General features: G+C 36.6%; 23 protein-coding genes and 1 tRNA gene. 6 read left to right on the forward strand and 18 right to left on the reverse strand.

The features are described 5' to 3' along the window. Positions 1-274: 274 nt before the first annotated feature. The gene (locus tag OOA_RS03630; RefSeq protein ID WP_008910768.1) at positions 275-1537 is read right to left on the reverse strand and encodes a mechanosensitive ion channel family protein; all 1263 of its coding nucleotides are present in this window, start codon (positions 1535-1537) and stop codon (positions 275-277) included. Between the two features lie 687 nt (positions 1538-2224). Further along, on the reverse strand, positions 2225-2800 hold the full coding sequence (locus OOA_RS03635; protein ID WP_008910769.1) for a DUF308 domain-containing protein: 576 nt from the start codon (positions 2798-2800) through the stop codon (positions 2225-2227). Positions 2801-3193: 393 nt separating this feature from the next. Here OOA_RS03635 and OOA_RS03640 point away from each other — a divergent pair, with 393 nt between their 5' ends. Further along, positions 3194-4042, forward strand: a complete 849-nt coding sequence (locus tag OOA_RS03640) for a D-amino-acid transaminase (RefSeq protein ID WP_008910770.1) — start codon at positions 3194-3196, stop codon at positions 4040-4042. A gap of 20 nt (positions 4043-4062) precedes the next feature. Here the strand turns inward: OOA_RS03640 and OOA_RS03645 are convergent, their stop codons facing one another. The 4 genes from OOA_RS03645 to OOA_RS03665 all read right to left on the reverse strand — a co-directional run bounded on the left by OOA_RS03645 (position 4063) and on the right by OOA_RS03665 (position 7838). Continuing rightward, positions 4063-4644, reverse strand: a complete 582-nt coding sequence (locus OOA_RS03645) for a cysteine hydrolase family protein (RefSeq protein ID WP_008910771.1) — start codon at positions 4642-4644, stop codon at positions 4063-4065. A 218-nt stretch (positions 4645-4862) separates the two neighbouring features. Next, positions 4863-6224: a sensor histidine kinase gene (locus tag OOA_RS03650; protein WP_040690773.1), complete on the reverse strand. Its 1362-nt coding sequence runs from the start codon at positions 6222-6224 to the stop codon at positions 4863-4865. Beyond that, complete coding sequence (locus tag OOA_RS03655; protein ID WP_008910773.1) at positions 6214-6891, reverse strand: response regulator; 678 nt, start codon at positions 6889-6891, stop codon at positions 6214-6216. The genes OOA_RS03650 and OOA_RS03655 overlap by 11 nt, the downstream gene beginning before the upstream one ends. A gap of 686 nt (positions 6892-7577) precedes the next feature. After that, on the reverse strand, positions 7578-7838 hold the full coding sequence (locus OOA_RS03665; protein WP_008910775.1) for a DinI-like family protein: 261 nt from the start codon (positions 7836-7838) through the stop codon (positions 7578-7580). 260 nt (positions 7839-8098) lie between these two features. Between OOA_RS03665 and OOA_RS03670 the strand changes: the two genes are divergently transcribed. Next, the gene (locus tag OOA_RS03670; protein ID WP_008910776.1) at positions 8099-8632 is read left to right on the forward strand and encodes a GNAT family N-acetyltransferase; all 534 of its coding nucleotides are present in this window, start codon (positions 8099-8101) and stop codon (positions 8630-8632) included. A gap of 127 nt (positions 8633-8759) precedes the next feature. Here OOA_RS03670 and OOA_RS03675 read toward each other — a convergent pair whose 3' ends face one another. The 5 genes from OOA_RS03675 to OOA_RS03695 form a co-directional block, all read right to left on the reverse strand. Continuing rightward, positions 8760-9320, reverse strand: coding sequence for a DedA family protein (locus OOA_RS03675; RefSeq protein WP_008910777.1), 561 nt, complete (start codon positions 9318-9320; stop codon positions 8760-8762). Positions 9321-9344: 24 nt separating this feature from the next. Continuing rightward, positions 9345-10022: a DUF1345 domain-containing protein gene (locus OOA_RS03680; RefSeq protein WP_008910778.1), complete on the reverse strand. Its 678-nt coding sequence runs from the start codon at positions 10020-10022 to the stop codon at positions 9345-9347. Positions 10023-10414: 392 nt separating this feature from the next. After that, a tRNA-Pro gene (locus OOA_RS03685) sits at positions 10415-10491 on the reverse strand. 73 nt (positions 10492-10564) lie between these two features. Further along, a complete protein-coding gene (yejM, locus tag OOA_RS03690) occupies positions 10565-12283 on the reverse strand; it encodes an LPS biosynthesis-modulating metalloenzyme YejM (RefSeq protein WP_008910779.1) in 1719 nt (572 codons plus the stop codon). A 21-nt stretch (positions 12284-12304) separates the two neighbouring features. Next, positions 12305-12532, reverse strand: coding sequence for a YejL family protein (locus OOA_RS03695; protein ID WP_008910780.1), 228 nt, complete (start codon positions 12530-12532; stop codon positions 12305-12307). Between the two features lie 232 nt (positions 12533-12764). On the opposite strand from OOA_RS03695, the gene yejK reads away from it, so the two are divergent. After that, positions 12765-13766 (forward strand): nucleoid-associated protein YejK, encoded by a 1002-nt coding sequence (gene yejK, locus OOA_RS03700; RefSeq protein ID WP_008910781.1) that lies wholly within the window; start codon positions 12765-12767, stop codon positions 13764-13766. Between the two features lie 87 nt (positions 13767-13853). On the opposite strand, the gene rplY is transcribed toward yejK, so the two are convergent. Then, the gene (gene rplY, locus OOA_RS03705; RefSeq protein ID WP_008910782.1) at positions 13854-14135 is read right to left on the reverse strand and encodes a 50S ribosomal protein L25; all 282 of its coding nucleotides are present in this window, start codon (positions 14133-14135) and stop codon (positions 13854-13856) included. A 565-nt stretch (positions 14136-14700) separates the two neighbouring features. Continuing rightward, the gene (gene radD / locus OOA_RS03710; protein WP_008910783.1) at positions 14701-16461 is read right to left on the reverse strand and encodes a DNA repair helicase RadD; all 1761 of its coding nucleotides are present in this window, start codon (positions 16459-16461) and stop codon (positions 14701-14703) included. Positions 16462-16688: 227 nt separating this feature from the next. Here radD and rsuA point away from each other — a divergent pair, with 227 nt between their 5' ends. From rsuA to OOA_RS03725, 3 genes are all read left to right on the forward strand, one after another. Then, the gene (gene rsuA, locus OOA_RS03715) at positions 16689-17393 is read left to right on the forward strand and encodes a 16S rRNA pseudouridine(516) synthase RsuA (protein ID WP_008910784.1); all 705 of its coding nucleotides are present in this window, start codon (positions 16689-16691) and stop codon (positions 17391-17393) included. A gap of 26 nt (positions 17394-17419) precedes the next feature. After that, complete coding sequence (locus OOA_RS03720; protein ID WP_008910785.1) at positions 17420-18607, forward strand: Bcr/CflA family multidrug efflux MFS transporter; 1188 nt, start codon at positions 17420-17422, stop codon at positions 18605-18607. Between the two features lie 683 nt (positions 18608-19290). Continuing rightward, positions 19291-19632: a YejG family protein gene (locus OOA_RS03725; RefSeq protein WP_008910786.1), complete on the forward strand. Its 342-nt coding sequence runs from the start codon at positions 19291-19293 to the stop codon at positions 19630-19632. Between the two features lie 103 nt (positions 19633-19735). On the opposite strand, the gene mepS is transcribed toward OOA_RS03725, so the two are convergent. The 5 genes from mepS to OOA_RS03750 form a co-directional block, all read right to left on the reverse strand. Next, positions 19736-20320 carry a bifunctional murein DD-endopeptidase/murein LD-carboxypeptidase gene (gene mepS / locus OOA_RS03730; RefSeq protein ID WP_008910787.1) on the reverse strand — a complete coding sequence of 195 codons (585 nt, stop codon included), beginning with the start codon at positions 20318-20320 and terminating at the stop codon, positions 19736-19738. A 585-nt stretch (positions 20321-20905) separates the two neighbouring features. Next, a complete protein-coding gene (locus OOA_RS03735) occupies positions 20906-21523 on the reverse strand; it encodes a YrbL family protein (protein WP_008910788.1) in 618 nt (205 codons plus the stop codon). Between the two features lie 797 nt (positions 21524-22320). Beyond that, positions 22321-22893 (reverse strand): elongation factor P-like protein YeiP, encoded by a 573-nt coding sequence (gene yeiP / locus OOA_RS03740; protein WP_008910789.1) that lies wholly within the window; start codon positions 22891-22893, stop codon positions 22321-22323. Between the two features lie 128 nt (positions 22894-23021). Beyond that, positions 23022-24266: a tryptophan permease gene (gene mtr, locus OOA_RS03745; RefSeq protein WP_008910790.1), complete on the reverse strand. Its 1245-nt coding sequence runs from the start codon at positions 24264-24266 to the stop codon at positions 23022-23024. Positions 24267-24432: 166 nt separating this feature from the next. After that, a complete protein-coding gene (locus tag OOA_RS03750) occupies positions 24433-24870 on the reverse strand; it encodes a nucleotide triphosphate diphosphatase NUDT15 (protein ID WP_008910791.1) in 438 nt (145 codons plus the stop codon). Positions 24871-24978 lie beyond the last annotated feature (108 nt).

Raw genomic sequence — 24978 nt, forward strand, 5'->3', positions numbered from 1 at the left:
GATCACTTTCTTACTTCGTATGTTAAAAAAAGTAGCACGAAGGCAACATGACCTAAATCAACAATACTCCCGAAAAACAGAAGATTACTGTTCGGTAGTATATTAATTTATAAGGAGTTTTCTGAGGTTTTGGACGGAATAGTCACATTTTGGTTATCTATCGATATGTTATTATTTATATAATGCTAGGGGGTGACGGCAGGAAAAAGAGGGGTTTCCCCCTCTATAGAATTACCACGTAGGTAGTAAGTTCATAAACAATACTTATTAGTTACTAGTGAGTATTTGATTTTTCTGTTGAGTGACCAATTGCACGCATATCGGTACCCGTTGGTGATTGATGAACACGTAAATTGAACTGTGGCAGGATTGAGAATATATGGTCAAAAATATCTGACTGTATACGTTCATAATCAACCCATGCCGTTGTATTGGTAAATGCATAGATTTCGATAGGTAGCCCATTAGAATCAGATTCAAGCTGCCTAACCATGATGGTCATCCCTTTATGGATGTTAGGATTAGACTTCATATAAGCTTCCACATAGGCACGAAAAGTTCCGATGTTAGTTAGCCTACGCTGATTCAGAGGTGTTGCTTTACCTTCAGGAATAGTGGCATTAAATACTTTAATTTCAGAAATTTTGTTATCAATATATGGCTCAAGTAAATTGGCTTTTTCTAACCAAGTAATTTCATTGTGCTCAAGAAAATGAATACTTGAGGTATCTAAACGGATACTACGTTTAATACGGCGACCACCAGAGTCGGTCATGCCTTTCCAGTTTTTAAATGAGTCAGAAATTAAGGCATAAGTAGGGATAGTAGTCACTGTATTATCCCAATTCTGTACTTTTACAGTTGTTAATCCGATATCAACTACCGCGCCATCAGCTCCATATTTCGGCATTTCCAGCCAATCACCAATATTGACCATATTATTTGCAGAAAGTTGAATTCCAGCAACAAGCCCCATGATTGGGTCTTTAAAGACCAACATCATTACGGCGGTCATTGCACCTAAACCACTCAATAGAATTAGGGGCGATTTTCCGATTAGCAACGCAATGATCATAATTGCAATGAGCACTGTTGCGATGAGTTTAATACTTTGGAAAATTCCGCGTAATGGTAGGTGTGCTGTTTTTGCTGCACGCTGTAAGAAGCTGAGCAAAATATCCAGAACAGAGTAAAACGTTAATAAACCGAAAAGTAAACACCAAGCTTGTGAGGCGACATTTAAGACTTGTTGCGCGGTTGAATCTGCATGTAGCCAAAGTGTGGATTGGATATTAACCACAACACCTTGAATAATAAATGCAATACGATTAAAAAGATTGAATTGAGTTAATTGACGTTGCCAGCCACTACTTTTTTTTTGACCACTTTTTGTCACACGCGGCAAAATAATTTTGTGTAAAATAAAATGCAAAATTAAGGCGACAACAAGAATTAAGCCTAGCACAATTAAAAGTGAAGTAATCTCGGCGTAATCTTGGTTAAACTGGCGTACCCAGTCAAGCAGTTGCTGCTGCATGTGTTCTCCTTCTTAATTTGAACGATTTTCGCTAAAAATGAATCTATTACGAATAAACAGTAACATATATTTAACGTTGACTCATTATTAAGAGTGTAAAAAACTGTGATGGATAAAAATACAAGGTGAAAATATAAAATTGAGAATGTGCATCATGCATTAGTCAAATATAAGCTAATAAATCAGTAGATTATAAATTTACGAGCGATAGTTCAAACGGCGTAATGCAGTTTTTTCGTATTACAAAATGGAAATAACTTTGAGATGTTGAAATAGGTTTATTGATTAACCAGCGGTATGAAAGGAGAATCAGTGAATTTTCAAGCACAAAGTGGGGCTGGGGCAATTGATAAGTATGACAAGTAAAAGAACAGCCTTACTATATTTAAATTTAAGGCTGTGCTGCAAAAAAAAGCATAAAACGTTAAAGATGAGGTAATAAAAAACGGCGATATTACATAAAACGTTTAGCAAGTAATTCAATCACTTCTTGAACACTACTAATGAATTCTTTGATGCTATTCATGAAAACTCCAAAATTAAAAATGTGATCCAGATCACTTGCCGGCATTTTAGCTTTTGGCGGAGTAAAGTCAAGAGTGTAACTAAATATTATTTTAATGATTAAAATTTATTTGATGGCGAGAATTGTTTACACATAAGCTCACTCGCCATCAAAAAACATGACTATTTATTTGTATTTTTCAAAGCACTTGCAAGTATGAATAAATTGAAAGAGCTAAACAGCAATTCGATACCAATAAACAGGGTCAATAGGGTGATGGAGGTTTGTGCATTACCACTCAGTAGCATATAGGCGATGATTAAATCTAAAACCCCGATTAAAATATTCATCGAACCTGCCGCAGAGCTGATAGCTTTAAAGCCAATAAAAAGTCGAATAACCCCACCAATAATGAATAAAATAGCGACAAAAATCGCGAGGAAAAGTAAGCTTTGTAGAGGATCAGTAATGAATGCGTAGCCTAAAATAAGGTAGGCGATACCTGTGATTACGCTAAAAAATACTGACATACCGGAGTATAATCGGTTAAAGACCAAATTAAGGATTATTGCAACACCACTGATCACCAACATGACGCCAATCAACGAGCTGAATGCAATGCCGGAAATAATGGGATTGCTAATACAAACGATCCCTCCAATGAGTAGTAATAAAGCGACAAGATAAATAATTGTTCGATGGCCTTTCAATTGAGAGTCAGCAAGATTAGCAAGCTGATTAGGATTGAGATTAAGCATGACAGATTCTCCCTTAAGCAAAATAAAACGTAATTGACTAAGTTGATGTAAATGAATACTAAAATATACCTATCATACTTTAAATTGCCGATAACTAAGGTTATTGGTTGTATGCAATTGGAATTATGCTAGGTATAGACCTTATACGATTTAATTCAACATCGATTTCATAAAAATAGCAACAACTCTGCTATTAATATTAGGCTATATTTAAAAATAATTCATTATTATTGAGCTAATTGAAATTAATTATGTGTCAATAATCAGTTAATGAATGGTTAAGAGTTAACTTCTGTAAAAACATAATCAAGCATTTATATATTTAGTATCGAGTTATTGTTATCTTTAATTTTTCGGCTGCAATTTTTGAATTTAAAAAGGAAGACTAAATTTATGATAGTTTATATCAATGGTGAATTTGTCAAAGAAGAACAAGCGGTTGTATCCGTTTTCGATCGAGGGTTTTTATTTGCAGATGCTGTTTATGAAGTTACAACTATTCTTAATAGCCGACTAATTGATTTTAAAAGCCATATGACACGTCTGCGACGGTCAAGCGCTGAATTAGAATTATTACTGCCTTACACTGATGACGAGTTATTAACTATCCATCAACAGCTCATCGAAAAAAATAATGTAAATGAAGGGCTAATTTATTTACAACTTACTCGTGGAAATGCAGGGCAACGTGATTTTTTGTTTCCAAGTAAATCTGTCGAACCGACATTAGTTCTTTTCGCCCAAAAAATCTCAATTATTGAAAATTCTAAAGCGAAAGCAGGGATTAGAGTTGTGGCTTATGATGATATTCGTTGGCAGCGTTGTGATATCAAAACGACTTCTTTGCTTGCCGCGTCATTAGCAAAGCAATATGCCTATTCTCAAGGTGCTGATGATGCAATATTTGTTAAGAATGGACTCATCACAGAAGGAAGCTCCAGCAACTTTTTTATTATCACTCAAGATAATACACTTAAAACTCGTGCATTAAGTCATGAGATATTACCGGGGATTACCCGTCAAGCAATTTTGGCGCTTGCGAAAGAGCAAAAGTTGTCCATTGAAGAAACCGCATTTTCTATTGAAGAGGCCATTGCCGCGAAAGAAGCTTTCATAACATCTGCAACCTCTGTCGTTTATCCGGTTATTGAGGTTGATGGGCAAAAAGTGGGGCAGGGAAAGCCGGGTTTATTAGCACACCGGCTTCGAGAAATCTATATACAGGCAATGTCAGTACCGTGATGAATTAGTTAACGTCAAAATTATACAATATTTCCTTGCATTAAATCTGAAAGTGAGGAAATTTTTGCCATACCCCGTAGCGCTTGCATACTTTGCTGGTGTAATTCTAATGTATCTGCCGAACAAAGATCCTCAATAACGGTTACCTGATAGCCTAAATCGTGAGCAAAACGCACACTACTTTGAATCGTCATCACGGAGCTAACGCCACCGAAAATCACATGGTTAATTTTATTTTCGTCTAGCCATTGATTTAACGTATTTCCGGCAAATGCACTGACACCTTTTTTAATCATCACAAGATCGTGAAATTGGACATCAAGTTCATTCACCCAATTGCAACCTGTACCACTTAATTTGAGTGCACCAAGCTCTTTTATATTGTGAAACATTGGAGAGCCTGCGGGGATATCGTGGTAATCATCAGCAAATCCAACTTTTACCCATATAACCGGTATTTTATGCTCGCGAGCGAAAGCGGCGGCTTTATTTGAATTGTTAATGACATTACGTTCATAAGCTTGTTGATGGGTATTTTTTGACAAGCTGTTTTTACCAACGATATCTTCAATAAGATCAATAATAATTAAGGCTGTAGACATAGGTTTTCCTTTAAACAAGTTGAGGATTAGTACTTTTCATATTTGTAGCTATCGAAGTGATAAAACACTCATTGAGCATTTTTATAGGAATAGCTCTGTTTTTGTCTATATGCAATATGCAACTTGATCTTTTTTGGTGGAGATAAAGCGGACTATAATGCCAAAACTGTATCGTGTTAATATTATTTTTGTCGATTAAGCCGCTAAACAAATAAGTTTTAAAGTAATTCAATAATAAAGCCAATCCCTTTATTTTCAAGCCCATCGGTTACGCGAATAGTTGAATCTATTTTTGTCGCAAGATGATGAGCAATTGAAAGACCAAGCCCACTCCCTGTTTCTGTAGTGCCGGGAACACGATAGAAACGTGAAAAAATATGTTGTCTACTTTCTTGAGGGATCCCTCTGCCATTATCTTGTACTGTAATAGTGGCACCATATGGATTTAAATCTTTAATAGTTATTTTAATTTTGCCTCTATCACCGCTATATTTGATCGAATTTTCCAAAATATTAGTAAAAATTGTTGTTAATAGAAGTTTATCTGTAGTGATTAATACTGAGTCTGCACTTTGGAATTCAATATCTATATCTTGATTAATTGCGTAAGGAACATGCAATGAGGTGATATGAGAGATTAATATTGGTAAATCAACTTGTTGTTTATTAATAGAGAAATCTTCTGCTTCTAATCGCGCTAAATCAATTAATTGATGAGAGAGTGGTGCTGCTCGATTAAGCGTTTCTTGCATATCTTTCACAATTTGCTCTTTCTCTTTGACGTTCTGTATTTGCATTAACAAATGAAGTTGGGCAATAACCGCGGCTATTGGTGTTCTTAATTCATGTGCGGCATCTGCCATAAAACGCTTTTCACGTTGATTAGCCGATTCAACTCGGGCCATTAAGTTATTGATAGCGTTAATAATCGGTCGAATCTCTTTATATTGTTGTTTTACATCTATAGGCGTTAAATTACCTGGCTGGCGGCTTGAGACAATCATTGCAGCTTGTCTTAGAGGGCGTAGGCTAAAGTAGGCGGTAATTATGATTGCAATCAACATAAGCCCTAAAATAAACAATAATGGAATAGCAGTACCTTCAGCTGGACTACCAATCATTGATATACGATCCAAATATGATTCAGCAAGGATGACTTCAAAAGTGCCTTCATTATTCCATACAGAAGTAAAATGCCAATCAGGATACTGGTTTTTCAATTGATCAAACGAAATATTCTGCGATATCTCAACTTTATCACTATTGCGATATAGAGTATTACCTTGGCTATTACGAACAATTACAACGGGTTCATAAGAGACATCTAAGCCATTTTCCATTGCATCCGTATACATTTTTTGTAACGAAGCAGCAATTCGTTTGAAATACTCTGGATTATCAGAAACTACATTTAAGGAATCAGCAAAACCTTGAGTAACAATTTTTTGCTGCTGATTAAAATCATCATTTACATCGGGTAAGTAAAAAAACTTTAACCATCCTACAAGTAACAACCATAATAAAAAGACAGAGCTTATCTGTAAAAAAAAAGTATAAATAAAAAAGGATTTAACTTTCACTTGGTTGTGCATCTTTTTTTAGTAAATAGCCAATGCCGCGAATAGTTATGATGCGATCTTTACCTATTTTGCGCCGTAAATTATGAATGTGGACTTCAAGTGAGTTACTTTCTACTTTATCATCCAAACCGAATAATCGTTGCTCAAGATCAGCTTTGCGTACCACGTTATCGGCATTTTTCATTAACTCATATAGTAATTGATATTCTTTTCCTGAAAGTAACAGTAATTGTTCATTTAAAGAAATTTGATGGTTAATCGGATTTAATTGCAGGTTATCTAATTTCCAAATTTCGGATGAAAAACCAGCCATACGCCGATTCACTGCTTTTACTCGTGAAATCAATTCAGGCATCGCAAACGGTTTTGTCAAAAAATCATCAGCTCCAGCATCTAAACTTGAGACCAGATTATCCATCTGATTTCGAGCAGTCAGAATGATAATTGGAATTGATTGGCCTGCGTTCCGCCATGCAATTAACTCGTTACCACCGTCACCATCGGGCAAGCTTAAGTCTAATAGCATTAAATCAAAATTACGTGAATTAAGTTGCTGTTTAGCATCACAAAGTAATCTAACCCAAAGTGGATTAAAACCAGCAAGTTCTAAACCTCGGCATAATGCTTTTCCAAGTTGAAGATCATCTTCGACTAATAAAATATTCATTTCATTACCTCTCTGTCGCGTAGTATAGGTAGGTAATTTTTACCCGACAATATAACTAAAACATATTTTACGCGAGATTTAATAATTTCTTAAGGTTGGGTTAAGCAATTTTTAAGGTATGAAATACTAATATGACTACTATTTTGATATAGATTAAGCTACATGAATAACAAAAATGAAAACACAACAAATTGAAATTTTATGTTTTAGTATTATTATTTTACTACTATTGGCTAATAATAGTTTTAATCAATCAACAAAAAAGAATCTTTCAAAAAATGAATTAAATGAAATTGCGACATGTTTATATGTTAAAAAATGTATTTTTAATCAAAGGTTGGTATGTGAATCCCAAAAAGGAATTAATCCGATAAAGCAGATTAAAAATTTTATTAGGAAAAATTTATATAGCATTCCGTAGAATATTTCAATAAATGTGTTTAAACAAAGGCGTCGGTTACCTTTGCGTATATTGTATTATAGTGCCATAGTGTTTTTGAGGAAATGCACGTTACCCAGCAAAGCTGCTTGCTTTATATCTACTTATAAAAATTAGGAAAAGTTGATGCTTAATGTTGATACAGTTAACTGAAGTAAATTTCAGTTTGTTAAGATATTCGCTCGTTATTTATGAATAAAGGAATACTGAGCTAAACGAATCAAATATTCCTTTAATTTTGGTTGTGTTATTCTTCAGTGGCCTGTTCTGGGATCCAACCATCATCCATCCAAATTTCTTCCAATAGTTCTTCAATTCGTGTTTTATCTTGCGCTAATTTAGTGCCAGAAATATTAATACGCTGACCAGAACTAAAAGCAACACGAGTAACCATGTCAGGATATTGTGGACTGAGCTTACGTGCTATCTCAGACTCGAGGGCAAGCATAACCATCTCACTTGGTTTTTGTGGAGCATTTTTATCAAATAAAATTTCAATGCGTAACATGATAACCTCTACCAAACACTGTATTCATATACAGTATTTTTAGATTGAGAGAGGAATAAAGTCAATATCATAATGATAATATTTTTAAAAAATATTAGGGAATATTAATCTGAAAAAGCAGCACTATTTTTTATTAAAATAAAAACAATAGGTTAGTGATTTTTATTATTGAATTGAGCAATAAAAACAAGTTGTCAGTGAATAGATATTAGGTATGCTAAGTAGGGCATTCAATAGAATTATGATGGGTTTAAGGTACCATGTTGACAGTAAAAAGATTAACAGACAAAGATGTAGTAGAAATAGATAACATTAATCACCTCTATGACACAGCATTTCCGGAGTATGAAAAAAGAAGCTATCAAGGCCGTCAAAGTATACTGTGTCATGACGATTATTATTTATACTATTTTTCTGATAACGGTGTTTATGTTGGTTTCGTTGGTAGCTGGAAAATAGATGATTTCTTTTATGTTGAGCACCTTGCGGTTTCACCTGAATTAAGAGGGCAAGGTTATGGACAGAAAGTATTAAAACTATTCAGTGAACAAGTTAAAAATATCATCTTAGAAATTGATCCTGTTATTGATGAAGTAAGTCAAAAGCGGTTGCGGTTTTATCAACATTGTGGCTTTAAGCAAAATGAATATAAGCATACGCATCCATGCTACCATCCAGAGTATGCGCCGCATCACCTTGAAATACTAAGTTTTCCAGAACAGATAAATCATCAAGCTTACCTGCAATTTAATGAAAAACTGAATAATATCGTAATGCACCCTGATTTACTTTAACAATAGGTGAGGGCAGCCTGGAAATCGCTATAAAATCTATGGTCTTGACTATTTTCAACTGCCCTAAGATAGTATAAATATTCGATAAGGGTAATGACATGTCAGCTATTAAATAGTTCTATGGATGTTATTTTTTAGTCAATGAGACCATTTTTCGGCGGAAAAATATAAAAAGGATCACAGCGAGAATAATGAGTATTAACCAAGTTAAATATGAATGAAATGGTAAAGCCAGAATAGCCGTACTAGCAAAATAACCGAGCGATACAATTACTATCCCCCATAAGGCCCCGCCGGCGATATTCAATATAAAAAACTTGAATGGATTAACTTTACTGGCTCCAATGATGATTGGACCAATAGTTCTTAATCCGTATGCGAAACGGATAGCGATAATAATAAAGTTTTCACGTTGGCGAATAGCTTGTTGTATTTTTGCAATTTTATCCGAATGACGACGAAATCGCGGTAGAATACGTTCGCCGGCAATATAACCAACAAAAAAGAGTAAATTGTCACTGAATATCCCTCCCAATGCTGCAAAAAATATCACTAATGGGTAAGATAATAAGTGGTTATGAGCCGCAACACCGGAAAGAAATGCAGCTGTTTCTCCTTCTAGCATAGCGCCAAAAAATGTTGCCCAGTATCCGTATTCAGTAATCCAACGGGTTAGTTCTTCTGTCATAGATTGCAGTTTATCTCGAGTAATTTAAAACAGACTAGCTGAGATGTTAATACATAACCCTAATATAGCGATATTAAAAACAAAAGAAATAATAGATTGCAACATTACTGCACGTCGCATGAGCGTTGAGGCAACTGCTATATCTGCTGTTTGTGATGCGACAGCGATGGTAAAGGAAAAATACATAAAATCAGAATAGCTTGGTTCAGTTAATTTATCTGGGAAGAGAAGCCAAGGCTTATCTTGTTCTGGATTGTTATAATATAGATGTGCGTAGTGCATTGTAAAACCTGTAGGTAATAGTAACCATGAAGATATCAATGTTGATGCAGTTAGAATATAAGGGAAAAATTTATCGCTTTTGGGGAGAACACCATGTCCACCTAAAACAAAAAATAGCACGAGTAGACTCATACAGCATCCCGACATCAGAAAAAATATAACCATTCGAGCACTTTCATCTTCTATTTTTGTGAGCTTGTGGATATCTTTGGCATTACGATTAATAACGCGACCAAATAGGAAAAGTAAATAGAGCCATGCAAATGCATTCCAACTAAGAATTAAACTCATCATTGGGTTCTGAGTTGGTAATAAGGCAAAGAATGTTATACATGCAACGAACAGAGAAATGATAAAGCGAGGTCTAGTACGAAATGCTTGGCGGAGGAAATGAGTGATACGAATTGCATAACGTAGCATGGTGTATTCCTTTAAAAGATAACCTTAACTAGTATATGCCTTTTACATATTTATAAGCTATAGAAGAACAATTATCTTTAGATGTACATCTAATTCATCAAGAAGGTTATAAAAGAGTATTTTAGGTATTGTTCACTTATTAACTAAACTTGTATGTCTTAATTAAAGGGGAGTGGACAGGTGCTTCAATAACATCAGAAATTAAACCGCAATCCTATCACAACAAAGCCGCGGTAATACGGCTCTATTCATTATCTAAAAGTACATAATTTGGATTGATAAAATAGGGGGATTACGGATAGGTTTTACCCCAGTTTTACCCCCATTTTACCCCGCTTAAATTTCAGACACAAAAAAACCAACCGTAACTGGTTGGTTTCTCTGCGAAAAATTGGTCGGCATGATAGGATTTGAACCTACGACCCCCGACACCCCATGACGGTGCGCTACCAAGCTGCGCTACATGCCGAATATCAATTCATAGTACTCATTTTACCTATGAAAGCAAGAGTAAGGCTAGATGACTGACTGATTTTTAAGCATTAGTTTTCATTAAAGCGCTTAAGCTCTGTGAATATTTTCAGTAATTGCGCAAGGTCAGGTTTCTGATTTTTAACTTCGTTACCTTGTAAGTCATAGATATTAAATTGACCATTACTGTCCATATACAGTGTTGCATCTTTAGTTGTAATAACGACATCATGATCACCACCCGTAATCACCCACGGGTACTTGCGTTCAGGGCTGAATAAATCCTCGCCTTGGCTATAATCATCGGGTGAATTAGATACATGAAGCAATCGTTGCATGATAGTCGTGAGCACATCTTGATGACTCGTTAATTTATTAATTTGCTGGCTTGGTGTATTTGGCCAGTATATAAATAGTGGAACTTGCATCTTTTCACGGTCAAAACGTTTATCACTAAACCAGTCGGCTGTTTCAGACTTATCAGCACCGTTATAATTGGCAGTAAATATCACAATAGTGTTTTTCAAACGGTCATCGTTAGCAAGTGTACTAATAATTTGATTTATTTGTTCATTAGTCTGCTTGCTACCTGGTTTACCTTTAATATTCAAGAAAGAAAACCAAGGTGACTCATTCTTCAAACCGTTCAACCACGAATGCCATTGAGTAATCGTTTGTTCATCGCTATCTGCAGCTTTCGCAGGCAAAGAGTAGTCAGCTAAAATAGCTTGACGGAATAGCGGTGAACTAAAACCATCTGTTGAGAATAAACCAAATTGATAGCCTTGATGCTGTAGTGCTTCAATTAGTACGGAAGCATGGCGTTCATTAAGAATGTTATCAAAATAGCTAGCAGAAATACCGTAGAACAAGCCAAATAATGCGGTATCGTTACGCAGCCCTGTCGTGTAATGGTCAGTAAAATCAGTACTCATCTCTTTAAAACTTGCTAGGGATGACATGCTATTTTGTTGTGCTTTATCACCTAAATCATCGACCACGACTAATAACAAGTTATAGCCCATACCTTGGTCATAGTAGCTGAGAGGCTTCAATGGGTATTGGAGTTTTAACGCCGTTGGGCTTCCTTGTTGGAATACTCGATTTTGGTGTTCTGTTAAATCTAAAAGACCATATTTATCGAGTAACTTTCTGGCCGTCATTGGCTGTGATAGAGGATAATTGTATCGCTGCATGGTGATTGGGCGATAAAAATTCGCATCTGACCAAGCATACATCAAATGTGACATGATAAAGCAAACAATGAATACACCAGCTAATGGTTTACCGAAGCTTTGACGATTAAGGCTGCGTAGTTTTTGCCAACTCCATGTTGCAAATAACATTTGCACAAGAAAGATGATAGGGATGGAGATAAACATTAATTGCCATTCACGTGCCATTTCACCTTGATCAGGGTTGATAACAAGATCCCAAACTTGGGGAGTTAGGTGAAGGCCAAACTGACTAAACACTCGGATATCAAAGATTAGTAATGTAGTACCCGCAGTTGCAAGAGCAACACATATTAGCCTCAGTAATCGCTGAGACATGACAATAAAGGTCAGTGGAAAAACAATGAGTAAGTAGCAGGCAAAAACCACAAAACTAAAATGGCCTACCCAACTGACGAAGGCAAAAATGCGCCCGACTAACGTGTCGGGCCAATCAAAAATAAACAGATAGCTACTACTGAGCACAAGGCTAAGTAGTATATTGAAAAGTGCAAACCAGTGCCCCCAACTGATCATTTGAGAGACTTTGTCACGGTAGCGCTGATGGGTGACCATACTGTTTATTTCATTAATTTATTAGTGAGAATGATCTTCTTTAACAGAAGATAGCAAAGCATTGGCAAAAGAGTCCGCAATCATTTTACGCTGTGCTGGAGCAACAGATGTATTTAGTAGATTGGTAACCATATTGCCTAACACCATAAGTGAAAGATCTACGGGAGTATGATTTTTTTCTAACACGCTGACAAGTTCAGCGAGCAAAGTTTCAACTTTTTCATCACTATAGCGAGACGACTGTGGCATAAATTCTGACATCCTAAATAAGTAAAAGCCCACCTATGATAGCGTATAGCGTAATGTTTTTCTTCTATCTTCTAAATAAATTTGTGTTTACGTGATAATAATAGCTATTGAGATTGTTTGAATGAATATTAGTTCAGCAGCAATACGCAAAAATGACAGTTTAAGTTGCAGATAGATACTATCGGTGTTTGAATACGCGCGACAATATTTCTGCTTGAACAAGGAGCCTACAATGAGTCTGGAAATTACCCAGATAGCTTTACATCAGTTGATTAAACGCGATGAACAGACACTCGAAGTGATGTTACGTGATTCTTTATTATCAACCGATAACGTTGTACAAGACATGATGGCAGAATTACATCGCGTTTACAGCGCTAAAAGTAAAGCTTTCGGTGAGTTCAACGAAGAGAGTGAACTGGCTGATGCATTAAAATTATTACGTAAAGGCGAAGAAGAATTTTTAGGATTCAGCCGTGCGATGACGGTACGTTTAAAAGATGAATTGGCAAAATATCCTTTTGCTGAAGGTGGAGTCGTATTATTTTGCCAATATCGCTACCTTGCCGTTGAATACCTATTGATAGCAGTACTGAGTAGTTGTGACAGTATGTTTGTCACAGATAGCTTAGATTTAGATACTACGCATTACTTAGATATTCCACATGCTGACATTGTTGCGCGCATCGACTTAACCGAGTGGGAAACTAATCCGGATTCAACGCGTTATTTAACGTTCTTAAAAGGTCGAGTAGGGCGTAAGGTTTCTGATTTCTTTATGGATTTTTTAGCTGCGTCCGAAGGTTTAAATGCAAAAGTACAAAACAAAGGTTTAGTGCAAGCATTGGATGATTTTTGTGATAATGCGCAGATGGACAAAAATACGCGCCAAGCATATCGCCAACAAGTACATAGTTATTGCACTGAGCAAATGCAATCTGGTGAAGAAATTGAACTTCAAGAGCTATCTAAAGAATTGCCAATGGTTGAAGAACAAACTTTTGGTGACTTCGCTCGTCAAAATGACTACCAATTAGCAGAAAGCTTTCCTGCTGATCGAGGAACGCTAAAACAGCTCACTAAGTTTTCTGGAAGTGGGGGTGGGATAACTATCAGTTTTGATGCAATGCTGATGGGGGAGCGAATTTTTTGGGACTCAGTGACCGACACATTAACGATCCGAGGCACTCCACCAAATTTACGTGATCAACTTCAACGTCGTAGTGGAAAATAATTTATTGTTAGAAATAAATAACGCCGCAATTGCGGCGTTATTTACTCGGCGTCCCGAAAAATACTAAAGCTCGGCTTGTGGCTTTAATTAAACGCGCAGGAAGTCAATGTGCGTCACTTTTGGTTTGAACGGGTGACGTTGAACTGCCTGAACTTTGACTTGAGTTTCTTTACCATCGATAACCAGATTCAGAACTTCGTAAAATTCTGCTTTACCTTCTTGGTTAATAACTTCATCGTGGTTTAGAGTAACAGAGACAGCTTCTTGATTGCCACCGTAAACGATAGCTGGAAACTTATTTTCTCTGCGCAGGCGGCGGCTCGCACCCTTGCCCTGCTCTTTACGTGCAATTGCATTGATAGTTAACATTACTATTTCTCTATAAAAGAAAAAATAAAATCCTGCTACAGGCGACCCAGCAGCAGGTTCGATATTTGGCTAAGTGGTAATAAGTTCGCTAAAGCGATACACCTAGGCGGGCAGTATTTTAACGAAAAATGACCTCTACGGCAATCACAATCTCATGATTGCTAGGAGCTATTGGTTTTTGCTGCCTATTTCCATTGTATTAATTGATTGAAACAACATAATTTTAATTATGTCACGTATTGAAATGATTAAATATTTATCATTTCATTTCATTTCATTTCAATTCAGGAGGTGAAAGGGTTGTAATTTTGGGATTCGATTAAAAACGATGTTTAATCATATTGATCTGCTCTTACCTAACCCACTAAGAGATAAGCGCTACTTCGTTTGTTCAAAAAGCGTTGGATTTGAATGAAGATTGACCGTCAAAGGTCAACAGCCCTTAGGAATAGATTTGTTATATTTCAATTATATTGTGAAAAATAATACTGACAAATCGCATTATTGTAATGCCCAAGGCTATTTTGATGGTGTCGGCTATTACTGATGTACCATCTAAATTATCTTAAGTATAGAGTTGGTCTGCCACACGAAAACGGCCTTGATAATCAAATATTTTTTGTCGAATTTCCCAGAAATTTTCTTTTTTTCGTGCGACAACAAATTGTGGATAACGTAATAATGCTTGCTGAGCAATAATATCATTCGCAGTTGACCAGACAAAAGGAACACCCGGTGCGCGATTATGTTCTCGCAAAAAACGATGTTCAAAAGCACGACGTTGAGTGGAGGTATGAAGACGAAAACGTTCTGACACTGAAGTGCCATCTTCGTCGTAATAGTTGATTTTTAACCATTCACCTTTTGGATCAGCGCCTGTGGTTAGCTCCATACCACCACAACGTATAATTAAAGCATCTTTTAATTTGAGCGCAGCTTTTAACATGTCATCAGGATCTGATAGCACTTCATCACATTTTTGGCAGCGTCGTGCGGCAATATCATTTTCAGCTCCACAGTGAGAGCATTGCTTGAAGCGAAAACGGAACTCACATTGCTGTTTCTGGCCTAAATCATTCTCTTCCCAACCTTGGCAACGGCGTCCGTAGTGTTCAATGATTTGCCCGTCTTCAGTGCATTTCCCCCAAAAGGTATTCGCGAATTGGCATAATGGGCAGAATATTTGAACAGGAACACTATTTGAATTAGGTTTGCTGGAACCGACCTCAGGGCGAAATAAGTCGTGGGGATTACCTGCGTAATCTAAAATAAGGCATTGGTTTTTACCAGGAGATAAACGTAAGCCTCGTCCAACAATTTGCTGATATAAGCTCACAGATTCGGTTGGGCGTAAAATAGCGATAACATCTACATGCGGGGCATCAAAGCCAGTGGTAAGGACAGAGACGTTGACTAAAAAGTGCAATTGTTTATTTTTAAATCGTTGAATTATTGCTTCGCGTTCAGCAGCAGGGGTATCAGCCGTGATTAGCGCTGCTGTTTGCGTCGGTAGGTAGCCTAATATTTCTTTAGCATGTTCGACCGTTGCAGCAAAAATCATGCAACCTTGTAGTGGTAAAGCGTACTCGATAATTTGAGCCACAATTTCAGGCGTGATGCGTTTTTGTTTTGTAATGGAGAGGTTTAACTCATGTTCATTGAAGATGCCTGCCGAGCTTAGAGTAACTTGGCTAAAATCATATTGTAATACTGGCATATCTAAACGTTCAGGTGGTACTAGGAACTGGTTTTTGATCATGTAATGCAAAGGTAACTCATAGATACATTCACGAAAAAAGCATTTTTCATCACCTTTTACCATACCATGGTAGTGATATTGATAAATCCACCCAGAGCCAAGTCGATAGGGCGTTGCAGTAAGTCCTAATATCTTCAAGGCTGGATTGTATTGGCTCAGTCTATTGATAATTTGTTGATATTGGCTTTTTTCATTCAAACTAATGCGATGGCATTCGTCAATAATCACGAGCGAAAAATTATCATTAAAACTATCAAGATTACGTGCGATAGATTGCACACTACCAAACACCACTTTACTTTGCGATTCTTTACGGTTTAACCCTGCTGCAAAAATATCAGCTTCAAGTCCATAAGTAAGGTATTTAGCGTGGTTTTGCTCTACAAGTTCTTTAACGTGTGCAAGGACAAGCACGCGGCCTCGAGCCAGTCGAGCAAGTTCGGCAATAACTAAACTTTTACCTGCACCAGTTGGTAGAACAATGACAGCAGGTTCTTTATGCTGGCGAAAATAGCGAATAGTCGCATCGACAGCTTCTTGTTGGTATGGACGAAGAACAAAGGGCATATTATTCAATATTAATTAGTAATAGTGAGTGGGTAAAATGTGAAATTTAAGTTAACACAAGCGGTTGACCTAAAAACTCCAGTTAACAGTCTGACGCTATCACTTGTGATTAGTTATTGATATAATAAAAGATGTGAACATAATCACAATAACCTTTCTATTTTTATTTCTAACAACTTGACTACCTCTGTGTACCAAGTTGCTAATCCATCAAGTTAAGAGAATTTATGCGACTGGATAAGTTTTTGTCCCAGCATTTAGGGATCAGCCGAAGTCTTGTGGCGCGTGAACTGCGTGCTGGAAGAGTCACTATCGATGATGAAATCGTAAAATCAGGTTCCGTACAAGTTAGCGCTGATAAATCAGTAGCCTATGAAGGTAATGTATTAGTGCATGTAACTGGTCCACGTTATTTTATGTTACATAAACCTGAGGGCTATATTTGCTCAACAGAAGATCCGACTCACCCTACGATTCTCTTTTTTATAGATGAGCCACTCGCTGATAAATTACATTCAGCAGGGCGTCTTGATATTGATACGACAGGGTTAGTTCTTTTAACCGATGACGGTCAGTGGTCACATCGAATCACATCACCTAAGCACCATTGCGAAAAAACTTATCGGGTAGAGCTAGAGAACGAAATCGCCGATGACGTCGCTAAACGTTTTGAAGATGGAGTGATGTTAAATGGTGAAAAATCCCCTACTAAGCCAGCTCAGCTAGAGATCATTACACCAAAAGAGGTGTTACTGACGATTAGTGAAGGTCGATATCACCAAGTGAAAAGAATGTTTGCCGCGGTAGGAAATCATGTGACGGGGCTGCATCGTGAGCGCATTGGTGATATCTGGCTTGATACTGACCTCGCACCTGGTGAGTACCGTGAATTAACAAAAGACGAAATCAATAGTATTACGGTTCCACGCTAATAATTAAAGATGTAGGAGTTTAAAGAGTGCAACAGCAGCGGTCATCCTATTTAGGTTTGATATTAATTTTGGGGCTACTATCAATGCTAATGCCTTTAGCAATTGATATGTACCTACCTAGCTTCCTGGTTATGGGCCAATACTTCAATGTTGATGAAGGCCGTATCCAGATGACGCTGAATAGCTATATTTTTGGTTTCGCGATAGGGCAGCTATTTTATGGCCCAATGGCTGACAGTATTGGACGTAAACCAGTTATTCTAGGTGGAGTGATCGTCTTTGCTATTGCATCTGCTGCTTGCGCTCTTGCAGAAACAATCGATTCTCTCATTTGGTTTCGTTTTTTACATGGTTTTGCTGCTGCATCAGCCAGTGTTGTGATCAACGCATTAATGAGAGATATGTTTACACGAGACGAATTTGCTCGGAGTATGTCTTTCGTTGTCCTTGTGATGACCGTAGCACCGTTACTTGCACCGATTTTGGGTGGGGAAATGATGCGTTGGTTTTCATGGCATGCGATTTTCTGGAGTATCTCAATCGCCGCCGTGATTGCTGTTGTTCTGGTGAGTTTCTTTATTCGAGAAACATTACCCGCTGAAAAACGTCAGCCATTTCATTTGGGCACCACCTTAAGGCAATTTGCAACGCTATTTCGGGCTAAGCAGGTTCTTTTCTATATTCTTGCGAGTTCGTTTTCATTTGCGGGTATGTTCTCGTTTTTAAACGCTGGGCCTTTCGTTTACATTGAACTTAATGGTGTTTCTCCCCAAGATTTCGGCTATTTCTTTGGCATAAATATTATTTTCTTATTTATTATGACTACGTTTAATGGGCGATATGTTAGGCGTTTTGGAGCTGAACGGATGCTGTATATGGGCATTATTGTTCAGTTTACAATGGGTATTTGGTTGTTAACCACTACCGCTATGGGACTAGGTTTCTGGGCACTAGTGCTAGGGGTTGCTATATATGTGAGTGGAATTGCAATGATTACCTCAAATGCAATGGCCGTTATTTTGGATAACTATCCACATATTGCAGGTACAGTCTCCTCACTTGCTGGCACTATTCGGTTTTCAATTGGTGCATTGGTTGGAACCTTGCTGTCAATGATCCCTGCTAAATCAGCATGGCCTATGGTTAGTTCTATGGTCGCCTGTGTCGCCTGCTCTATGTTATTTGTTCTTTTGGCTAAGCGCGCCAAAAAATAAACTTCTTCATTTCGATAGTGAGTTTCAAGGAAGAAACAACTATCGTCGCTATATTCATTTCTGTTAGGCATCATATTCATTGTAATAGTGTTAAGTAAAAATTAACTACTCGACAAAACCGAAGTGTTAGACAGTAAAATCAGAGTCCCAATATGATTTTTGCTGATTTTTTTGTCTTTCAATGATTGATTGTTAAATTTATGTATATTTCTGGGTCTGTTTTGATTAATTGAAAAAAGGTAATACTAATTAATTTGATTCAAAATCACAGAGAGTATTATTAATGTCTGTTTAATAATATTAAAAAATAATGAGTATTTAGGCTTATTTTTGAATTTTAAACTCAAATTAAATTAAAAAATTAATAGTTCGATTAAAAGAATATGCATGTAGTGATTTGTGTCACAAAAATTTAACGACATGAATTATATTTGATGTTATATTTAGGTTTGAATATTTAACAAACCCGTTACCTTTTTGGGTTGTAGCGAATTCGGTTTGAACGAAGTTTGACAAAGCTTACTGACCTCTAATGGTTAATTTAGGGGATGGGGAGTGATATAGATTTATGAGTTAGTATTATTCTAGTTAATAGTACTTAACCCTCAAAAATTTAATTAATTAAGTAAGTTAACTTTATTCTTCGAACAATATGATAGATTAAGTACCGATAGGAATTTGTTGTGGAAAAATCAGGTCTTTCGGTGGTGCACAGGCTGCCGCAAAGTTACCGCTGGTTATCAGGGAAAATAGGGACTGATGTTGAAGTCGTGCCTACCAATGATTTCAATAGCGATAAACTTGTGGGGCTGAAATTACTCAGTCATGACTGTGCGACAGATTGCATTGCGATGAAGCAATTGTCAGAGTCGTTATCAGACATGCAAATTGAAAGTGCGATTTTAGAATGGCAAAAAGAAATTTGCCTCTTTATTTATGCAAATGATGAGCTTGCTGCAATGTGCCGTTTAAAGGCCTCTGGAGTTGCAATTGCTGAGCTTGAATCTGTTTTTTATTCATCCTAATTGACGGAATTAAATTTGTTCTGTTAGGTCAAACCCAATAAAAAAGCTTCCAGTTTTAAACTTGGAAGCTTTTTTATTGGCAAAGGATTAGTTGTCTTGTTAATTATGAGCCATCGATAACGCGGCGTCCTGCGTAATATCTTTTATTCCAATAATCATTTGTCAGTTCAGAAACGATAACACCGCTACTAGTTGAAGCGTGAACAAATTTATCATCACCGATATATATACCAACGTGTTTCATGCGACGACCTGTTTTAAATAAAACTAGATCACCAGGTTTTAAACTATTGCGTTTAACACCTTGGCCTGAAGATTCTTGTTCTGATGTGGTACGAGGTAAGGCAACACCGAATTGTTCAATAAAGGTGCGCTGAACAAAGCTTGAGCAATCAATGCCATTTTTAGTTGTTCCACCAAGGCGATAGCTAACACCTTTCCAATTTGCATATTGATTCATGATTTTAGACTTGGTGTCAACACTTTGAACGAGTTGTTCAAACTCATCTTGGGATGCCATAGCTAAAGAATCAGAGGAAGAACCATTTAACATGCGAGATTCAGAATGGGTAGTACGTTGTGCATTTTTAGAAGAATTAGGGGCCGTACAAGCTGAAAGTGTCGCGGCAATCGCTATTGCGGGTAAGATGCGCAGTAGGTTGCGCTTAAGTTTTTCAGATGTTGCCATTATTCATGATTTCCCTTGCCATTTTTGTACTGTGTTATTCCACACAATAAACGTAAACTTACCCCTGTGAAAAACGCATTTTTGAAAAATGCAGTAGTTGATTTTTCACAGAAATTGTTTAATACAGAACAATTAAATTGTGTATATGATTAAACCAGATAGAGAGTTTCACAAGATATAACGTAGTTATGCAAACACAACAACATCTGTTAGACACCCATCGTTAAAGTTTGGTAGTCACATACTCATTTAACCAAACATAAAGAGCATACATAAACAGAACTGAAATGGCGAGTTATTCAGGCTATAATTTACAAAACATTATATTAAGTACTAATGTAACGCACTTTCTGGGTGTTTTTTGTTAATAAGATAGATTCTAGTTGTTGTTGATATTAAATACACAGCAAATAAAGTGATCTTGATCACACTTTATTATCGTTGAGGCTGACTTAATTTTGTAATAATTAGTATTACGATTGTTTATTGTAAAGAAGTTTAAGTGTATGTAGGGATCAGCAGCAAAAATAAAACTGTATGAAATACAACTTGCGTTGCTATGAAACCAATGCAACATAACATTTATTAGCTCGATTGCTTATTCGTGAGTTTTATATGATATTCCCTAAATACACGTTGTTCAAAATCAGCAAATCGTCGCTTCAGGGTGGCTTGAGCTATTTTTGAAGAAAAATAATCGATAGGAATAAAATTAGCACAGCCTAAATTATCAATAATAAAAAATTGACCATGAGGTTTATAGCCTAATTGATAGACAATATTATAAGTTTTTAATGTCATCGTCACAATTGACTCTTTAAATGTATCGTTTTTAAATGCATTGTATGCAAATCTTATGTTTTTTTGATGCTCCAAAAAAGAGTTATTATTTTTTAAATAATAATCTAGTGTTTTTGAAACAGTACCACTTTTATCTTTTATAAGTTGGAATACGTATCCAAGACCCAAGTTAGTTTCTTGAGTTCCGTAATAATGGGAAATTGTTGTTACAGGTGATTTGCTTCTATACAGACGGTTGTAGTATTTGACTTCACGGAGTGTCTCACGGTCACCTCTATCAGCATGATGTATCTTTATACACAAATTATCATATTCAGGATGCTGGTAGCAGGCACGTTGACGTCCGCTAGCAATTAATAAGGAAGGAGTAAGCTCAAGATGTTTAGTCAGTATAATTTTCATATCAGAAAGTACTATTATTTGTGAATAAGAGAGAAATTTAATTAATCTAAAATTATTTAGATATAAAATAACAACTCTAATTTTAATTGATAAGTTATAAATTAGGTTGCAAAAAGTGTGATTGTGTCAATATTACCCTTAAAAAATATATTTTAAATGTACTAAAAATAGTTGATAGATATTAAATATAAAAATACATCTCTAGGTTTTAAAATACACTCAAAAATAGGGTTGCAATATTCGTGAATTAAGCTGATATCATATGTAATAGAAAGAAAATACATTTAGGTTATAAGTAATTTGGCGTAGATGGTGATTTGGTTTTACTCGAATATATTATATGAGAGAGTAGTAAGTAAAACCCGTTTTTAGAGTGATTGGCTGTTGCGGTTATTTATTTTCAGATGCAGCCCTAAGGGCTGTTTATCTTTGCTGCTGATTTTTACCGTACCAATCGGTTTAAATAACAGCAATATAATTATATCACGTACTTAGGTGCCTAAAAAAACATCACCAAAAAGCCTAAACCGTAAATGAAAAGCGCCCTTCGGGTTTAATTAAACGTGATTTTTCGCTGTGTTGAGCGACTATTATCTAGTTCACTAGGCGGCGAACCACTCGCTTTGCTTCTTTTTATCTTAACTAAAGACGTGTAATTCGAATGAAAATTGACCTTCAAAGTTCAACAGCCCCTAGCAAAAGAAAATACATATATAGTACATGGAGGTTAGGGCAGATAAATGACGAGTAAACACTAAATGCCCTATGGGCATATGCCCATAGGTTAATAACAATAATTAATCGCAGCGCCCCATATAGCGACGCTCAGGGATATGAATACGAATTTTTTCACCACTTGTTAAATATTCGGGTACTTGTACTGTCAAGCCAGTTGCCATAGTCGCGGGTTTGGTACGTGCACTCGCTGAAGCCCCTTTAATAGCTGGAGTCGTTTCTACAATTACCATATCAACAGTTTGCGGTAGTTCAAGAGCAAGTACTTGGCCATCCATTGTTAAAACCTGCATACCAGGTAAGCCTTCTTCTGGAATGAACAGAAGCTCTTCTACGATATCAGCATGCTTAAATAAATAAGGTGTGTAATCTTCATTATCCATAAAGATATACTCATCCCCATCACTATAAGAGAAGCTGACTCCGCGACGAGTTAAAGAGATAGTTTCTAAAATATCATCGCCTTTAAAACGTTCTTCAACTTTCTGACCCGTTTTAATATCTGTAAATCGCATTTTATATAAAGTACTCGCGCCACGAGCACTCGGAGCTTGAATATCAATATCTTTAACCAGTAGCAGTTTGCCATTGTAATTGATCGCAAACCCACGTTTGATTTCATTGGCCTTTGCCATAAACAACCTTCTTTATCGTCATCAAAAATAGTGCGACAAAATTACTCGTAGATAGGTAATTAGGCAAGATGCTAAGTGCATATTTAAGTAAAAAAATCTCCCCAGCTAATTAGACTGGGGAGCATGAATTAATAAACGGGTAAAAAACCTAATAAGGAGAGTATGTGTGCTACTGCGTTAATGATACCGAATAGAATAACAAATAGAATAATTCCGATACCACCTGGGGCTTTATAGCTATTGTTTGGGAAGCGTTTACGGCTAGCTTTTGCCATAAGAGCAGGAACGATAACCGCCCAAATAGTTGCTGCAAGACCTGCAAAACCGATAGCATAGATAAAACCATTTGGGAAAATTAACGCTAATACAGTTGGTGGTAAGAACGTGATTAATGCTGATTTGAAACGGTCTTGTCCACTATCTTTAAACTTGAAAAAGTCAGCAATAAAATCAAATAAGCCTAGAGAAACACCTAAGAATGAGCTTGCCAATGCCATATAAGAGAACAGTGTCAAAAATTGCGAAATAAAGCTGCTGGTGGTCGATAAGTTCATTTGATTAAGCAATGCATCAATATTATTGCCATCTTCACGAATTTGTACGAAAGCCGAGCGTGGAATATTTCCTTGGATCGCATACTGCCATAAGATGTAAATCACTACGGTAATAATTGCACCGTACATTAAGCTACGAGCTACAGAACGACTGTCTTTATTATAATATTTTACAAGGCCTGGAACATTGCCGTGATACCCAAAAGAAGTTAAAAGGTACGGGAGTGCGGCAAGAGCGTAAGGTAAGTAGTGTGTATCACCTTGTTCTACTTGATTAAATAGTATCGATGGTGATGCTGTTGTTACCATGCCGCCAATCGACATAATAAAGGTAATCACCATTCCGCCAATTAAAATAGTGCTTAAACGGTCAACTGCCCGGGTTGATAACCAAACAAAAAAAGCAATTAAAAGTGCAGAAAGTAATCCCGCAACGGCTTGTGGTATTTGAATATAGCTAGCCAAATTGCCAGTGATAATAGAGCTACCAGCTGAAATATAAGCGTAAGTTAGAATATAAAGGACAAATGTAATAGATAAGCTATTAATTGAATTCCAAACAGGCCCTAATAAATCTTTAACGACAGTATGGAAACTGGCTCCTGCGGGGTAGTTCATATTGGCTTCTAATATCATTAACCCGGATAGAAGCATACAGGCAAATGTGTAGATTAAAAGGACAACAGAGCCTGTAAACCAAACACCAGATGTCACCATGGGAATTGAAAACATACCTGCGCCAACAGCTGTGCCGGCAATGATCATAGCTCCACCAATTATGGAAGGCTTTTTATGTAGTTTTACTGCATCGACAGACATGAAAACTCCTGATTAACGTCCCTTTGTACTAGCTCAATGATACATTTGCGGTTTGATAATGTAAATAACAATTAACGGACAAAAATATAAAAAAAACAGTAATTATAAAGGGTTGTGCAATTATTGTACAAATGGTGTAAGGGCTATTTGTACAATATAGGTGGGATTAAGCAGGATGATGATAAAATTGTTGTGTTAGCCAGAGGTCGATAGCATTGCGGCTTGCTTCAAAGTGTGGTTCGGGTAACTCAGTTGGTGATACCCACATGATGCTTGCACATTTATCTTTTTCCATAATTTGCGGTTCAATATCGCCATTATATTCAGTGTGCATACAAATAGAGACCGAATGCTTACCTTCTTGGCGATATGTATTCACATTATTACTGATGCCAAACACTTTCGGAGAAAGGATATCAATACCAACTTCTTCTTTGATTTCACGGATTGCACATGCTTCAAATGATTCACCAGCATCGACGTGCCCACCAAAGATTGACCAATATGGAGCGTGTTTACTGCAGCGTTTTCCCATTAGAATTTGGCCTTGTTTATTCGTGATGATGACACCAACGCCAACAACAACACTATCAATAATAGACATAATTATTTCCTTGTTACTTTTTTTTAAGCTCCGTTATTTTGCCAGTTTATCGCTGAAAAACAATCAGGGAAAACTGCAAATATCACTGAATCAGTTGTGTTTTAATGG

Source organism: Providencia burhodogranariea DSM 19968, from assembly GCF_000314855.2.
In the GTDB taxonomy this organism is placed as follows: Bacteria; Pseudomonadota; Gammaproteobacteria; order Enterobacterales; family Enterobacteriaceae; genus Providencia; species Providencia burhodogranariea.